The organism is Clostridium sp. AM42-4 (genome assembly GCF_003480105.1).
GTDB lineage: Bacteria > Bacillota > Clostridia > Lachnospirales > Lachnospiraceae > Brotaphodocola.
Window position 1 is genome coordinate 180,242 of record NZ_QUIK01000004.1, and the last position, 16,099, is coordinate 196,340.

At 52.0% G+C, this 16,099-nt stretch carries 13 protein-coding genes and 1 tRNA gene; 2 read left to right on the top strand and 12 right to left on the bottom strand.

Annotated features, from left to right (window positions below):
* Nucleotides 1-79: 79 nt before the first annotated feature.
* The 12 genes from DW922_RS04945 to nifS form a co-directional block, all read right to left on the bottom strand.
* Complete coding sequence (locus tag DW922_RS04945) at nucleotides 80-1,066, bottom strand: diaminopimelate dehydrogenase (RefSeq protein ID WP_118726002.1); 987 nt, start codon at nucleotides 1,064-1,066, stop codon at nucleotides 80-82.
* Nucleotides 1,067-1,083: 17 nt separating this feature from the next.
* Nucleotides 1,084-2,163 carry a M20/M25/M40 family metallo-hydrolase gene (locus tag DW922_RS04950; protein WP_118718893.1) on the bottom strand — a complete coding sequence of 360 codons (1,080 nt, stop codon included), beginning with the start codon at nucleotides 2,161-2,163 and terminating at the stop codon, nucleotides 1,084-1,086.
* 24 nt (nucleotides 2,164-2,187) lie between these two features.
* Entirely contained in the window at nucleotides 2,188-3,054 is an 867-nt protein-coding gene (locus DW922_RS04955; RefSeq protein WP_118726003.1) for an ATP-binding cassette domain-containing protein, read from the bottom strand.
* Nucleotides 3,051-4,142 carry an ABC transporter ATP-binding protein gene (locus DW922_RS04960; protein WP_118726004.1) on the bottom strand — a complete coding sequence of 364 codons (1,092 nt, stop codon included), beginning with the start codon at nucleotides 4,140-4,142 and terminating at the stop codon, nucleotides 3,051-3,053. Before DW922_RS04960 ends, DW922_RS04955 begins: the two co-directional genes overlap by 4 nt.
* A 13-nt stretch (nucleotides 4,143-4,155) precedes the next feature.
* The gene (locus DW922_RS04965; RefSeq protein WP_118718890.1) at nucleotides 4,156-5,004 is read right to left on the bottom strand and encodes an ABC transporter permease; all 849 of its coding nucleotides are present in this window, start codon (nucleotides 5,002-5,004) and stop codon (nucleotides 4,156-4,158) included.
* Between the two features lie 3 nt (nucleotides 5,005-5,007).
* Complete coding sequence (locus DW922_RS04970; protein ID WP_118726005.1) at nucleotides 5,008-5,937, bottom strand: ABC transporter permease; 930 nt, start codon at nucleotides 5,935-5,937, stop codon at nucleotides 5,008-5,010.
* A 79-nt stretch (nucleotides 5,938-6,016) separates the two neighbouring features.
* Nucleotides 6,017-7,666 carry an ABC transporter substrate-binding protein gene (locus tag DW922_RS04975; RefSeq protein ID WP_118726006.1) on the bottom strand — a complete coding sequence of 550 codons (1,650 nt, stop codon included), beginning with the start codon at nucleotides 7,664-7,666 and terminating at the stop codon, nucleotides 6,017-6,019.
* Between the two features lie 83 nt (nucleotides 7,667-7,749).
* Nucleotides 7,750-7,837 (bottom strand) — tRNA-Ser (locus tag DW922_RS04980).
* 101 nt (nucleotides 7,838-7,938) lie between these two features.
* Nucleotides 7,939-9,270 (bottom strand): N-acetylmuramoyl-L-alanine amidase, encoded by a 1,332-nt coding sequence (locus tag DW922_RS04985; RefSeq protein ID WP_118726007.1) that lies wholly within the window; start codon nucleotides 9,268-9,270, stop codon nucleotides 7,939-7,941.
* Nucleotides 9,267-10,361: a tRNA 2-thiouridine(34) synthase MnmA gene (gene mnmA, locus DW922_RS04990; protein WP_347560266.1), complete on the bottom strand. Its 1,095-nt coding sequence runs from the start codon at nucleotides 10,359-10,361 to the stop codon at nucleotides 9,267-9,269. Before mnmA ends, DW922_RS04985 begins: the two co-directional genes overlap by 4 nt.
* Nucleotides 10,358-10,795 (bottom strand): Fe-S cluster assembly scaffold protein NifU, encoded by a 438-nt coding sequence (gene nifU / locus DW922_RS04995; protein ID WP_118541824.1) that lies wholly within the window; start codon nucleotides 10,793-10,795, stop codon nucleotides 10,358-10,360. Before nifU ends, mnmA begins: the two co-directional genes overlap by 4 nt.
* Nucleotides 10,796-10,889: 94 nt before the next feature.
* Nucleotides 10,890-12,074 (bottom strand): cysteine desulfurase NifS, encoded by a 1,185-nt coding sequence (nifS, locus tag DW922_RS05000; RefSeq protein ID WP_118541822.1) that lies wholly within the window; start codon nucleotides 12,072-12,074, stop codon nucleotides 10,890-10,892.
* 237 nt (nucleotides 12,075-12,311) lie between these two features.
* On the opposite strand from nifS, the gene DW922_RS05005 reads away from it, so the two are divergent.
* Together DW922_RS05005 and DW922_RS05010 are read left to right on the top strand one after the other, a co-directional pair.
* Nucleotides 12,312-14,300: a fructose-1,6-bisphosphatase gene (locus tag DW922_RS05005; protein WP_118726008.1), complete on the top strand. Its 1,989-nt coding sequence runs from the start codon at nucleotides 12,312-12,314 to the stop codon at nucleotides 14,298-14,300.
* A 122-nt stretch (nucleotides 14,301-14,422) separates the two neighbouring features.
* A complete protein-coding gene (locus tag DW922_RS05010) occupies nucleotides 14,423-16,054 on the top strand; it encodes an oligosaccharide flippase family protein (RefSeq protein WP_118726009.1) in 1,632 nt (543 codons plus the stop codon).
* Nucleotides 16,055-16,099: the final 45 nt, after the last annotated feature.

Genomic DNA, 16,099 nt, shown 5'->3' on the forward strand with positions numbered 1-16,099 from the left:
TTAAGTATATGACAAGGGCCGTGTAAGTTGCCGAAAGGCAACTCACACGGCCCTATTAAGTTATCAATATTGTTATACTTTACAGCATATGTGCACGCAGCTCTTCTGCGCTCTTCGGGGAAAGGTATGCCGGTGCAATATCAAATACGGTCTTGCATCCGCTCATGCCCTCTTTGTTCATGCGGCTGACTGCTCTTGCGTAAGCCACGATAACAGAACCGGTAAACTCCGGATTGGAATCCAGCTTTAAGCTGTACTCGATCACATGCTTGTGCTCTTTCTCCATGCCGGTTACGCCGGTGCGGATCACCATGCCGCCGTGCGGAAGTCCGCTGTGGTCACGCTTCATCTCTTCCTCGGTGATGAAGTGTACGGTGGTGTCATAATCAGAGAAGTAGTTCGGCATGGTCTTGATCTCGTTCTCGATCTTTGCAAGATCTGCGCCTTCCTCTGCAACTACGAAGCACTCTCTGGTATGTTTTTCTCTGGTGGTCAGCTCTGGATTGGAACCGCTTCTGACTGCCTCGACTGCCTTCTCGACCGGGATCGTGTACTGTCTGCAGTCCTTTACGCCCTCGATGCGGCGTACTGCATCAGAATGTCCCTGGCTTACGCCCTTGCCCCAGAAGGTGTAATCCTTGCCCTCCGGCAGAACGCAGTTTGCGTACAGACGGTTTAAGGAGAACATACCCGGATCCCAGCCGCAGGAAATGAGGCTGACTTTGCCGGCTTTCTTTGCTGCTGCATCGACTGCTGCGAAATGCTCCGGGATTCTTGCGTGGGTATCGAAGCTGTCTACTACATTGTACATGGAAGCGTACTGCGGAGTCTGGACCGGAAGATCGGTTGCGCTGCCGCCGCAGAGGATCAGGACATCCAGCTCATCCTGCATATGGGAAAGCTCGTCTGCGTGAAGAACCTTCACACCTGCAGTGCGGACCTTCACGCTCTCCGGGCTTCTGCGGGTGAAGACTGCTGCCAGCTCCATGTCAGCGTTCTGGGCAATTGCGCTCTCAACGCCCTTTCCTAAATTACCGTAACCTAAAATACCAACTCTGATGCTCATAACTTTGTTCTCCTTTACTAAATTTCTCCTTCTTTTACATACCAGTAAAGAAGCTCTACGGTATCAACCACATCGCGGACATCGCAGACTTCATAGGAATGTACATAACGCATCGGGATCTGGATGCCGCCGCTCTTAATGCCGCCGTTTAAGGTCTGCATAAAGCTTGCATCGGTAGCACCTGCCGCATAGGCCTCGATCTGGTAGGGGATTTCGTGGGTCTTTGCGATTTTTTTCATATCCCGGACAAGGTCCCGGTTTGCCAGGATACCGCCAACACCTGCGCTCAACTTATCCATCACCTTGATGGAGGTTCCCTTGCCCAGCTCGTTGATATACCGGCTCTCAGACACTCCCGGGATGTCGACTGCAAGGCTCATGTCCAGAGCCAGTGCAACATCCGGTTTTAAGCGGGTAGCTGCCGCAATGGCACCGCGGGCGCCAACCTCTTCCTGCGTAGAAAAAAGTCCGTAGATATCCGGGACATCAGTGTCGTCCTTTAAGAGTTTCAATACCTCCAGAAGGATAAATACCAGTGCCCGGTCATCCAGCGCCTTAGCTCCTACCCGGTGCTTTCCAAGAAAGATCACCGGATAGCAGATAGAAACTGCATTTCCTTCTTCAATTCCCATCTCATATACTTCCTCGCGGCTTTCCGCGCCCACTTCAATGTAAAACTCCTGTGCGGATTTCGGCATCTCCGAGCAGCGGTCCGGGCGTCCCGGATGCAGAGACTGCACGATACCGTCTACATGGCCGGTCTCTGTTTTAATGATCACGTGTTTGCCGAAAAACTGCTGCGGTGCAATGCCGCCCAGAGTTTCCACCCACAAAAATCCCTTGCTGTCAATGTGACGGATGATCAGTCCGATCTCGTCCATATGGGCCGCAATAAGAATGCTTCCTTTTTTAGTACCTTTTTTATAGGCAATCAGGTTTCCCATCACATCATCGGAAAGCTTCACATCGCAATCTGACAGCTCTTTTCTCAAAAGATCAGCGACCTCATCCTCGAACCCGGAAGGTCCCACTGCATCACACAGCGGTCCGATCAGGGCACGAAAATCCGCCTCGATCTGATTTCTGTCCAATTTCATGTCGTTTCTTCTCCTTGCATCATTCTATTTCTGCGCATGCTCCATTTCATCATAGCACGCCTGATACGAAGAATCAAATGCTTCGAAATCCATTTTTTCTCCGATCTTCGGGATACTGCTTAACAAAAGCTTCGTGTAGTCGTGCTTCGGATTCGCAAAGATCTCGTCTCTGGTTCCTTCCTCCACCACGCGGCCCCGGTACATAACCATGACGCGGTCTGCAATGTGCTTGACCACGCCCAGGTCGTGGGAAATAAAAATATAGGAGATGTTCAGCTTCTGCTGGAGTTCCTTCAACAGGTTGATGATCTTCGCCTGCACAGACACATCCAGCGCAGATACCGGCTCATCGCAGATGATGATCTCCGGCTTTAAGATGATCGCCCGCGCAATGCCGATACGCTGGCGCTGGCCGCCGGAAAACTCATGCGGATAGCGGTCTGCGAAATCCCTGTTCAGGCCAACCATTTCCATGGTATCGAGGATCAGCTTTTCCCGCTCCTCTTCCGTTTTATAGCAGTGCTCGATGTCGGCCGGTTCCCCGATGATGTCCCGCACCGTCATACGCGGGTTTAAGGAGCTGTACGGATCCTGGAAGATCATCTTGATATTTCTTCTGGCTTTCTTTAATTCCTCGCCCTTCAGCTTTAAAAAGTCCTGCCCGTTTAAAATGACCTCGCCAGAGGTCGGCTCTGTCACCCGGATCAGGGATTTTACGGTCGTGGATTTACCGCAGCCGCTCTCGCCTACGATCGCAAGCGTCTCGCCTCGGTGCAGCTCAAAGCTGACGCCGTCTACGGATTTCACATATTCCTTTTCCCCGAACAGGCCTTTTCTTCCTACCATATAGTATTTCTTTAAGTTCTTTACCTGGAGAATCGTTTCACTCATACCTGCGCTCCTCCTTTTTCGTCTTTCTGCTCCGCGCCCTGGGCAGCAGATCCGGCATTCCTGTCATCATGCTGCACGGCCTGCTCTTTTTCAGACACGTCCTGCTCTTTTTCAGATTCAGAAGCCTCATACTGGAAGCAGCGCACCAGATGCCCCTCGGTTTCTACCAGGCCCGGTCTCTCGGCATGGCAGCGCTCAGTTGCAAATGCACAGCGCGGAAAGAAAATGCAGCCCTTCGGAAGCTCATACAGCATCGGGACATTACCCGGAATGCTGCGCAGCGTATCCTTCTGCTCATCCAGACGCGGGATTGCGGCCTGCAGTCCCTGGGTGTAAGGATGCTTCGGCTCGGAAAAGATTTTTTCAGCATCTGCGTATTCTACCAGCTGACCGGCATACATGACGGCCACCCGGTCTGCCATCTGGGAAATAACGCCCATATCATGGCTGATGAAAATAACGGAGGTTCCGGTTTCCTTCTGCAGGCGGCGGATCAGTCCCAAAATCTGGGCCTGTACCGTCACATCCAGCGCCGTGGTCGGCTCGTCACAGATCAGAAGCCGCGGACGGCAGATCAATGCCATGGCGATCATGATACGCTGGCGCATACCGCCGGAAAGCTGGGCCGGCACTTCGGAAAATACCTTTTCCGCTCTTGCGATGCCGACAGAACGGATCATGGAAAGTGCCCGCTCCTTCGCCTCTGCTTTTGATACTTTTTCGTGGGAGGTAATGGTCTCCATGATCTGGCGTCCGCAGGTCATCAGCGGATTTAAGCTGGTCATCGGCTCCTGGAAGATCATGGAGATCCCGGTTCCGCGGATCTTACGCAGATCCCGCTTTTTCATGCCCACCAGTTCCTGTCCCCCGAAGCGGATGCTTCCTCCGGTCACCTTGCCCGGATGCGCCACAAGTCCCATGATCGCGGAAGCAAGCATACTCTTTCCGCAGCCGCTCTCGCCTACGATCCCCAGGGTTTCCCCTGCCTGTAAGCTGAGGCTTAAACGGTCGATGACCGGAAGCTCACCGCGATCCGTAAACAGCCGCACATCCAGATCTTTAATTGTAAGAATGTTTTCGTTTTCCATGTCAGCTTCCTTTCTACTTGCGCATCTTCGGGTCAAGTACATCACGCAGTCCGTCTCCCAGTGTGTTGAAGGCGATCACGGTCAGGATGATGCACAGTCCCGGAAACAGGCTGTAATAGGTATTGGTACGGATAAAGGTCTGCGCACCGGAGATCATGGAGCCCCAGCTGGCAGTCGGGCTCGGAACACCAAGTCCCAGATAGCTTAAGCTTGCCTCCGTCAGAATCGCAGACGGGATTCCCAGGGTACAGGAAACGATCAGCATCGGAATACAGTTTGGAAACAGATGCTTTAAGATGATGCGCAGGCTGCTTCCTCCGTCAATGCGGCAGGCCTGAATGTATTCCTGCTCCTTTAACTGCAGCACGGTACCACGAATCAGTCTTGCGGTATTCGCCCAAGATAAGAAGCCAAGCGTCAGATACAGATTCAGGATGCCGGAGCCAAGCGCGTACATAAGCGCCATCGCAAACAGCAGGGCTGGGAAGCTGGAAAATACCTGGATCAGGAACGAGATCACATCGTCCACCTTTTTGCCAAAATAACCCGCACAGACACCCATGAAATAACCGATCACGGACGCGATCAGCTGGGAAATGATGCCGACACTTAAGGATACCCGGCAGCCGTAAAGGCAGCGGGTTAAGATATCGCGGCCGAATTCATCGGTTCCGAACAGGTGCTCGGAGCTTGGAAACAAAAGCTTGTCCGCCAGAACCTGTTTATTCGGATCATAAGGAGTTAACACCGGGGCAAACACAGCCGATACTGCTAAGAACACCAGGATAAACAGGGACAGTACTGCCATCTTGTTTTTCCAGAAGCGCTTTAAGCTCTCGGAATAATAATTCTTCTTTTTCATCCGCTATTCTCCTTTCGTCAGGCGGATATTCGGATTGATCACCGCATACAAAATGTCTACGATAAAATAGATCAGCACGCAGATCGCTGCCACATAAATGACTCCGCCCTGCACCAGCGGAATATCACGCCGGTGGATGGCATCGATCAGAAGCTTTCCGATTCCAGGAATGTTGAACACATTCTCTGTGATCATGGAACCGGTCAGAAGCGCACCGATATCGGTACCGATCACGGTGATGATCGGCACCAGCGCATTCTGGAAAATATGGATCAGGATAATGCGCCAGGAATATAAGCCCTTCGCATATGCCGTCTTAACAAAGTCCTGTCCGGTCACCTCCAGCATGCTGGAACGGGTGATGCGTGCAATGGATGCCGCATAGCGCACACCCAGGGCTGCAGACGGCAGTACATAGCCGATCGGGCTCTTTACCCCTGACACCGGGAAAATATCAAAGCGCAGTCCCACATAAATCTGGAGAATGATCGCCACCCAGAAAGACGGTGCGGAAATTCCCAAGGCAGAAAGGCTCATGAGAATGCGGTCAAGTGGACGGTCATGGTAAACTGCTGCCAGGATACCGGTGGTCAGACCCACGATCAGCGCCACAATATAAGCGGCAGTTGCCATGATGACCGTATAGTGGAATGCCTGCAGGATCAGGGTAATGACCGGTTTTTTCTGGAAATAGCTGGTTCCCATATCTCCGTGCAGAAGGTCTTTCAGCCAGTTGATATACTGAACCGAAAGCGGAGTGTCAAGTCCCATCTGGGCCTTCACCTGGGCAATCTTGTCCGCATCCGCGAACTCGCCCAGCATAGCCGCTACCGGGTCTCCCGGGATTACATTCAGGATAAAGAATGTGATCAGGGAGATGGAAAAAATGATGCCGACAGCCAGGGCCGCCCGCTTAATAATGTATCGGATCAAGCGATCTCCTCCTTTTTATGAATCATCGAAGCAAAAAGGGAGCCCGGCAAGCCGGACTCCCGCGCCGGAGCGCTTTTGGTTACTGGTTCTGTGCTGCAGTATCGATATCTGCGTTCCAGAAATGATAGATCAGGTTGCCAACCTTATAGTTCTTCACATACGGTTTTGCGATGAACTGGCTCTGCGGATAGTACAGCGGGATACATGCGTAGTCATCCTGGGACAGGATCTTGTCTGCCTCTTTGTACATCTCTGCACGCGCATCCTCATCGGTGGATTTTCTTGCATCATCCAGCAGCTTGTCGAACTCGTCGTTGTGATAGAAGACACCCTGTGCATCGGACTTGCTGGAGTAGAAGTAGTTGTACATCTGGAAATCGCCGTCCGGATACAGGGCGTTCCAGGTCATACCAGTTAACGGGATCTTGCCAGCGGTTCTGTCAGAGTTGTAGGTTGCATTATCAACCACGTTCAGTTCCATGTTGATGCCAACCTCTGCCAGATAACCCTGGATCGCAGAGTATACAGCCTGGTCGGACTGGCGTACCTCAGAGGTAATGGTAATGCCGTCTGCATAACCAGCCTCAGCCAGAAGCTCTTTTGCCTTCTCCGGGTTGTACTCGTAAACAGAGAGGGAATCGTCATGTCCCGGAATACCATTGTTTAAGTAAGAGGTTGCAGGAATACCAGCGCCGTTTAACACAGCATCTACCAGCTCTTCACGGTTGATCGCAAGGGAAATGGCTTTTCTTACGTTTACATCGCTTAAGTACTGGTCATTTAAGTTCATGGAGATGAATGCAGTTCCCAGCGGGTAGTAAGCGGTGATCTCGTCTGCATAGTTTGCCTGATACTGGCTTAACAGGCTTGCATTTAAGTCTGCCAGGTCAATATCGCCGTTCTCGTATGCGATCAGCTTGGTCTGGTCATCGTCATAGAAAATAAACTGCAGTTCGTCTAAGTTTACCTCGCCGCCATGGTAATCTTCATTTTTCACCAGAACAACCTGAGTCGTATCATCGTTCTCTTCGATCTTGTACGGGCCGGTACCAATCAGGTCGGTTCCAAGTCCCCAGTTCTCACCAGCTGCGGTACATGCATCCTCCGGGAAGATATCTGCGTAAGAAGTACCGATATTCTTTACAAACGGAGCAAATGGATACTCCAGGGTGATATTGAAATGATAATCGTCCACGATCTCAAAACCAGAAAGCTCTGTTGCGCTTCCAGCCAGCATATCCTGTGCACCCTGGATCATATTGAAGTATGAGGTGCTCTTTGCTGCGGTAGACGGGGTAAACATACGCTCAAACGTAAATTTTACGTCCTTGCTGGTCAGCTCGGTGCCGTTGGTGAAGTGTACACCCTGCTTTAACTCAAAGCTGTAGGTCAGTCCATCGTCAGAAACGGACGGGAAATCGGTTAACAGGACCGGCTCCTCGTTGTTGTCATCGTCGAAACGAAGCAGGCTCTCAGTTACTTCATCTGCGATCGCTGCTGATCTGGAACTGGTAGATTTCTGCATGTCCAGGCCCTCGCCGGAGTTTGCCTGGCCATAGCGCAGAACCTTTCTTGCGCCGTCTTCCCCAGCGGTCTGGGCGCTGCTCTCTGCTGCAGAATCAGTCTGGTCTGCTGCCTTTGTGCTCTCGGAAGCCCCGCCGCCGCAGCCGCTTAATGCCAGCGCTGCAACTCCGGCAGATACCAGAGCAGTTAAAAATTTCTTCTTCATCACTTTTCTCCTATCTCTTTTATGGGTTTTATAAAAAGAAAAAACCGGAACCTCCCGGAGATCCGGGGAATTCCGGTTGCTTACGGAGATAGAGAGATTTGAACTCTCGCGCCGGTTGCCCGACCTACCGCATTTCGAGTGCGGACCCTTCAGCCACTTGGGTATATCTCCATTTGTTTCTGACACTGCATCACTGCACCTCAGTAACTTTTGTAGTATACACGAAAAATGGCGGATTGTAAATATCTCCGTTCTTATTTCCCCTTATTTTTTTAATTTCCAAAATATTGGTCCACGCCTGCCACAAGTCCGTTTCCAAGCTGGTCCAGCGTTGCTGCGGAATGGTCGGAAGCACCGTCCCCCAGCTCAATATCGATGGACGGAACCGTAGAATACGAAGTCTGGGTCAGGTCCATCTCCATACTGCCGCCGGAAAAGATCTTTACACCGGCACTTTTCAGACCGGCAACCAGGCTCTCGCCCAGTGCGTTGTGCTGTTTCCAGTGTGATGCCACCGGCTCCATGGCACGGTAGGAGGCCACATTCGGCACGCTCATGTAAAACGCGCCTTTGTTGCTCTTCGTGGAATCCCAGTGAAGGGCAATGTGGCAGTCTGCCAAATTGTTTGCTAGGACCGTGCGGGCTACATTGTCTAACTGGACATCATCGCTCTCGCGGATCATTAAGACATCGTACCCTTTTGCCAGAAGCTTATCCTTCAATACCTTGGCCATGGCCAGGGTCACCTTCGCCTCCGGGGTTCCATCCGCAAAAGTCATGCCGCCGGATACTGCCACCGCCGTGGTCGCACCGGCACTTGTGGTACCGCTGGTCACCTTCGGGGTTCCATCCGGGTGACACTGGGTCTTCACACTGCTGCCGCCGCTCGTTCCGTGTCCTGCATTGACGCAGACCACTTTATTCTTGCGGGAAGCAGATTCGGATCGGTACAGCACCGCTTTTCCGCTGTTGATCTTAGACAGGGAAGCATATTTCCAATCCATGTTCAGCCCCACTTCACCGGCATTCTGAACGGATGCTGCAGATCCGGAAGAAGCTGCGGAATCAGAAGACATTGCCGAACCAGAATTTCCTGCCGGCTGTGTCAAAGCAGCAGACTGTTCTTCTGGCTGCTCTGTACTCAGATAAGCAGATGCGGCATAACAGGTCTTACCCTGATATTCCACCTGACTCCAGTTTCCATTGTCACCGGTCCTTTTCAGCTGTGTTCCGTTTACCGGTGCTGCCACAACCTCTGCCCCCGGCTCCGGAGCAACACGCAGGTTCAATGTGGTTGCTTTTACATACACAGTCTCATTCCGTGCTTCCATGGAAGGGGCAGACTCTGTAGTCAGTTCTGTTTTATTCACGCTGACCTCTGCCTGCTGTTTTTCGCTTTCGGATCCACCGTTCTGTGCAATCTTCTCATTGACTGCTCCATCTGCCTGCTGGTCTTCCCCGTCCGCTTTCTGTTTTTCCCCGGCAGACTCCGGTGCTTCTGCCGCATTTCCCGGTAATTCCACTTTCTCATATTTTGACTGGCAGCCCGCTGTCATCAAAGCCACTGCTGCTGCCATGGCAAATACAAATGTTTTCTTTCTCATCGGATGATCGTTCCTCCGCCTACTACATAATCGCCATCATAGAATACCACTGCCTGCCCCGGTGTCACGGCACGGACCGGTTCTGAGAAATGGCACTGTACCAGATCCTCTCCGATCTCCTCGATGACACAGGGAGCGCCTTTGTGACTGTAGCGGATCTTGGCACTGACCTCCATCGGCTCACCGTGCAGACCGTCGATCGCCATCCAGTTTAACTTGTTGCAGACCAGCGTATCGGTAAACACATCGTTTGCCCCGCCGATGACGACCTCATTCGTCTCCGGGCGGATCTCCGTTACAAATACCGGATGTCCCATGGCAAGGTTTAAGCCCTTTCTCTGGCCGATCGTATAATGGGTGATGCCCTCATGACGGCCGATCACAGTGCCGTCTGACGTCACAAAATTGCCCGGTCCCGGCACGTTCTCTGCTTCGCGCTCAATAAATCCCGCATAGTCATTATCTGGGATAAAACAGATTTCCTGGCTGTCTGCCTTGTGCGCCACCTGTAAGCCAATATCCTCAGCGATCTTACGGATCTGGTCCTTGGTATACTCGCCCACCGGCATCAGCGTATGGGAAAGCTGGTCCTGCGTTAAATTGTACAGGGCGTAAGTCTGGTCCTTTGCCGCGGTTGCCGACTTTTTCAGCGCATAGCGGCCGTTTGGCAGCTGCTCCACTCTCGCGTAATGACCGGTCGCAATGTAGTCCGCACCGATATCAAGACTTCTCTTTAACAGGGACTCCCACTTGACATAGCGGTTGCAGGCGATGCAGGGGTTCGGAGTCCGTCCGCATAAATACTCGCCCACAAAATAGTCCATGACATTGTCCTTGAACTCTTTTTTAAAGTTCATGACATAATAGGGGATCTCTAACTGCCACGCCACACGTCTTGCGTCATCAACGGCAGAAAGACCACAACAGCCTCCGTTTTCCTGCTGCGCGGTCTCTTCCTCATCCTGCCAGATCTGCATGGTAACGCCGATCACATCGTACCCCTGCTGTTTTAAAAGCCAGGCGGCAACCGATGAATCGACGCCGCCTGACATTCCTACTACTACTTTCTTTTTGTTTTCTGCCTGGATCAATATTCTTCGTCCTCTTCGCCTTCGCTGATATCGTTCTTCGGCTTCTGTAATCCTTCGATCTTGATGCCGTTCTTCTCAGCGTAATCCCACAGAGCTGCATGAATGGCTTCCTCTGCCAGTAAAGAACAGTGTACCTTAACTGGCGGAAGTCCGTCCAGGGCCTCCATAACGGCCTTGTTGGTTACTTCCAGTGCTTCCTGGATGGTTTTTCCTTTTACCATCTCGGTTGCCATGCTGCTGGTTGCTACTGCAGCGCCGCAGCCGAAGGTTTTGAACTTACAGTCACGGATCACGCCGTTGTCGTCGATGTCTAAGTAGATTCTCATGATATCGCCGCACTTTGCGTTGCCGACGGTGCCGACACCGCTGGCATTCTCAATCTCGCCTACATTTCTCGGATGCTGGAAATGATCCATTACTTTATCTGAATACATATGTTTTATCTCCTTTTCTAAAGCCGGACCGGGTTTCTTATGGTCACGGCCTTTTTGTCTGGCTAATACGTTTGTTTTTAAAACAGGTCTTTGTTTATTTTGCCTGGTGCTTTACGAAATCCTCATACAGCGGGGACATGCTGCGCAGTCTGCTGACGATTGCCTTTAAGCTCTCTACGGTGTAATCGATATCCTCTTTGGTGGTCTCCTCGCTTAAGGTTAAACGCAGGGAACCGTGAGCGATCTCGTGAGGAAGTCCGATGGCTAAGAGCACATGGGACGGATCCAGGGAACCGGAGGTACATGCAGAACCGCTGGAACCGCAGATGCCCTTATCATCCAGCATGATCAGCATGGACTCACCCTCGATAAACTGGAAGGAGAAGTTTGCGTTGTTCGGAAGACGGTTCTCACGGCCGCCGTTGATGCGTGCATATGGGATCTCCGCAATGACACGGTCCATCAGGTAATCACGCAGCTCACTCTCGTACTTGGAACGCTCTTCCATGTTTGCTGCAGCGATCTCAGCTGCCTTGCCAAAGCCTACGATACCCGGAACGTTCTCGGTACCTGCACGACGTTTGCGCTCCTGTGCGCCACCATGGATGAAGGAACGGATCTTCACACCGGTACGGATGTAGAGGAAACCGATTCCCTTCGGTCCGTTGATCTTGTGGCCGCTGGCACTCATCATGTCGATGTTTAACTCGTCAACATTGATCGGCACATGTCCGTATGCCTGAACCGCATCTGTGTGGAACAGGATACCATGTTCTTTTGCGATCTGGCCGATCTCTTTGATCGGCTGGATGGTTCCGATCTCGTTGTTTGCGAACATAACAGAAATGAGGATGGTGGTCGGGCGGATGGCTTTCTTTAACTCATCCAGCTTTAATACACCGTTCTCGTCTACATCGATGTAAGTAACCTCATAGCCGTGCTGCTCCAGCCACTCACAGGTGTGCAGGATTGCATGATGCTCGATCTTGCTGGTGATGATGTGGTTGCCTTTGCTCTTGTATGCCTCTGCGGTTGCCTTTAATGCCCAGTTGTCGGACTCGCTGCCGCCGCCGGTGAAATACAGCTCGTTGGTCTTCGCACCGATTGATTTTGCGATTGCCTCACGGCCTGCTGCGACTGCCTTCTTCGGCTCGTCGGAGAAGCTGTAGATTGAGGACGGGTTTCCGTAAAATTCGGTAAAATACGGAAGCATAGCCTCTACGACTTCCGGTCTGGTCTTGGTTGTTGCCGCATTATCCAAATAGATTGTTTTCTTCATTATATAAATCCACCTTTCTGGAAAATATACATAAAATTCCAGCTGGGAGCTATGCCAGCCAGCATGTCTTTATGACAGGCTTATTATAGTATTTATTTCATAGTATTTCAATAGGAATTGATGAATTTATGAAAATTTTTCTCGATTTTCCGAAAAAGTACAATCCGATTCCCGGCTTTTCTCTTTATCTATGATATAATCTACTATATAATATGTTCTTTCACAAGGAGGGTTTTTATGAATTATCCGGAAATCCGTTATTTAGAGCGTCTCGCGGACCTGTATCCCACAATCGCAGCCGCTTCTACCGAAGTCATCAACATGGAGGCAATCTTAAACCTGCCAAAAGGAACGGAACATTTTCTGACCGATATCCACGGGGAGGACGAAGCTTTCGCCCATGTGCTGAAGAACGGTTCCGGATCCGTGCGCCGCAAGGTCAATGAGGTATTTGGAAATACCCTGTCCCACAAGGACAAACGGACCCTTGCCACACTGATCTACTACCCAAGGGAAAAAATGGACCAGATCTTAAAGGTCACGGAAGACAAAGATGAGTGGTTCCGCATCACCCTGTACCGCCTGATCGAGATCTGCAAGCGGGCTGCCAGCAAGTATACCCGTTCCAAGGTCCGCAAGGCTATGCCACCGGATTTCGCCTACATTCTGGAGGAGCTGATCACTGAAAAAGATGACAGCGTGGACAAGGCCTCCTATTACAATGCGATCGTCAACACGATCATTCATGTCGGCCGCGGCCGGGAATGCATCATTGCCATGAGCCAGCTGATCCAGCGTCTGGTCATTGACCACTTACATATCGTGGGCGATATCTTCGACCGTGGCCCGGGTCCGCACAAGATCATGGACAAGCTCATGAGCTACCATTCCGTAGATATCCAGTGGGGCAATCACGACGTCTTGTGGATGGGCGCTGCCGCTGGCCAGCCTGGCTGCATTGCCAATGTCATCCGTATCTGTGCCCGCTACGGAAATCTGGACATCTTAGAGGATGGCTACGGCATCAACCTGCTGCCGCTTGCCACCTTTGCCTTAAACACCTACAGCGATGACCCGTGTACCTGCTTTAAGTTAAAAGGCTCCAACGAGTTAAACCAGTACGAGGTAGAGGTCAACTTAAAAATGCACAAGGCCATCTCCATCATCCAGTTCAAGGCAGAGGGACAGCTCATTAAGGCGCATCCGGAATACCACATGGAGCACCGCAACCTGCTGCACCGCATCGACTACGAGCACGGCACCATCACCCTGGACATGCCGGATGAAAAGGGTAACCTGACTCCGCACACCTACACCCTGTTAGACAACAACTTCCCGACCATCGACCCGAAGGATCCATACGCTTACACCCCGATCGAGGCCGATATCATGGATCGTTTAAGCAAGGCATTCTTAAACTGTGAAAAGCTCCAGCAGCATGTCAGATTCCTGCTGGCTAAGGGAAGTCTCTACAAGATCTACAACGGGAACCTGCTCTACCATGGCTGCATCCCGTTAAATCCAGACGGAACCTTCCAGGAGGTAGAGATCAACGGCTCCTACTTCCACGGCAGGGCACTCTACGACGTTCTGGAAAGCTATATTCGCAAGGCTTTCATGGGTGTTTCCGATCGCGAAAAACGCCTTGGACGCGACATCATGTGGTACATCTGGCTGAATAAGGATTCACCTCTCTTCGGTAAAGATAAGATGGCTACCTTTGAGCGCTACTTCCTGGCAGAAAAAGAGACCCACGCGGAAAAGAAGAATCCGTACTACAAATATCTGGAAAATGAAACCGTGGTGAACCACATTCTGACCGAATTCGGTCTTCCGGAGACCGGCAGCCACATCATCAACGGTCATGTTCCGGTCCGCTCGAAAAACGGCGAGAGCCCGGTCAAATGCGGCGGCAAGATCCTGGTCATCGACGGCGGCTTCTCTAAGGCATACCAGAAAGAGACCGGCATTGCCGGATATACCTTAACCTACAACTCCTATGGTCTGATCTTGTCTGCCTTAGAGCCGTTTGAATCTACGGAAGCAGCCATTGAGCGCGAGATTGACATTCATTCCGACAGCGTCATCGTCCGCCATGCAGACCGCAGAAAGCTGGTAGGCGATACCGACACCGGTGCCGTGCTCCGCGAAAAGATTGCAGATCTGGAGCAGCTTCTCATGGCTTACCACAGCGGACTTCTGGTTGAGCGGTATGTAAAAAACTAAACGAACCCCAACCGGATCCCCGGTTCTGATCCGATCTTCCAAAAAGGCAGCCCCGTTCCCGGTTCTGATTATCGCAGGACTTACATATCCTGTAATAAGATTTCCGGCCGGGGGCTGCCTTTATGTCTTTTTATTCCGGTCTTTCCGAAAAAAAACGCGCCTTTCTCACCGGCACCCTGCTGCTTACCGCAGCAGGGTTTCTTTGCCGGCTTCTGGGCTTTTTCTACCGTATTTTTTTATCCCGCACCATCGGTGCCGAAGGACTCGGCATCTATAACATGGTTCATCCCGTCTACGGGATCTGCTTTGCGCTTTGCGGCGGCGCGATCCAGACTGCGCTTTCCCAGTACATAGCTGCCCACGAAGAAAAAGGGCACCGCGTGTTTCGCACCGGCCTGTGTGTTTCCATGCTGTTATCCGGGCTTCTTGCCTTTCTGATCTGCCGCTATCCGGACTGGATTGCCAAGCGCATCCTCATGGAGCCACGCTGCAGCCCGTATCTTCCCGTCATGGGACTTTCCTTGCCCTTCGCTTCCTTCCATGCCTGCGCCAACGGCTACTGCTACGGCGCCCAGAAATCGAAAGTGCCGGCATTTTCGCAGGTTGCAGAGCAGATTGTCCGGATGACTCTCGTTTTTCTGATCGCCACAGAGCGCACCGCGGCCGGTCAGGAGATCACCGTGCGCCTGGCTGTTTACGGACATCTGATCGGTGAGATTGGGGCTGCTTCCTTTAATTTTTTGTGTCTGCTGCTGTTTCCACCGCAGGCAGGGACACGAAAAAACTCCGATTCCGTGTTTCCAGCTCCGGTACAGGCAGCTCCTGACGCATCCCAGTCTGCACCTTTGGCAGACAAAACGTCCTCCTGCTTCACAGCTTCACCTCCGGCACAGGATACCGCTCCGTTTTCCGCTTCCTGCTTTCTCCCGCTCATGGCACTGGCCCTGCCGCTAATGGGAAACCGCCTGGTTCTAAACCTGCTGGCCGGAGCCGAAGCAGTCTGGATTCCTAACCGTCTCCAGCAATACGGACTAAGTGATGCCGGGGCATTTTCTGTTTACGGCGTCCTGACCGGCATGGCCCTGCCCTTTATCCTCTTTCCCTCTGCCATCACCAATTCCATTGCCGTGCTCCTTCTTCCCAGCGTGGCAAAGGACCAGGCAGAAGGGCGGACAAAAAGCATCGCCCAGAGTGTAGCCATGGCCCTGCGCTACAGTCTCTATATGGGCATCCTCTGCATTGGGATCTTTGTGCTGTTTGGCATTCCTCTCGGCGACAGCGTCTTTAAAAATGAGGACGCAGGACGCTATATGCAAATTCTTGCCTGGCTGTGCCCCTTCCTCTACCTTGCAACGACCATGGGCAGCATCTTAAACGGACTCGGCTGTACACGCATTACCTTTCTGCAGAACACAGCATCCATGCTCCTGCGCCTCTTCTTTGTACTGGCTGCGATCCCGCGTTTTGGAATCTATGGCTATCTCTGCGGAATGCTCGCCAGTGAACTGTTTCTGGCGCTGATGCACCTGTACTCCCTGAAAAAGCGGGTAGCCTTTACCTGGAGCGCCTGGGACATGATCTTAAAACCGGCTCTTTTGTTATTTCTGGCAACCGGCATCCATTATGCCCTGTCCGGCCTGCTGCCGGAAACTGCCAGGAGTATGCCGCTCTTTATCAAGACCGCACTCCAGATTCTGCTGCTCTCATTCTGCTACGGATTTTTGCTGCTCTACGCACATATTTTAAGGCGGTGAAACGACATTATCGCACAGTAAGTCCGAAAGCCCCCGCCCCCCCCC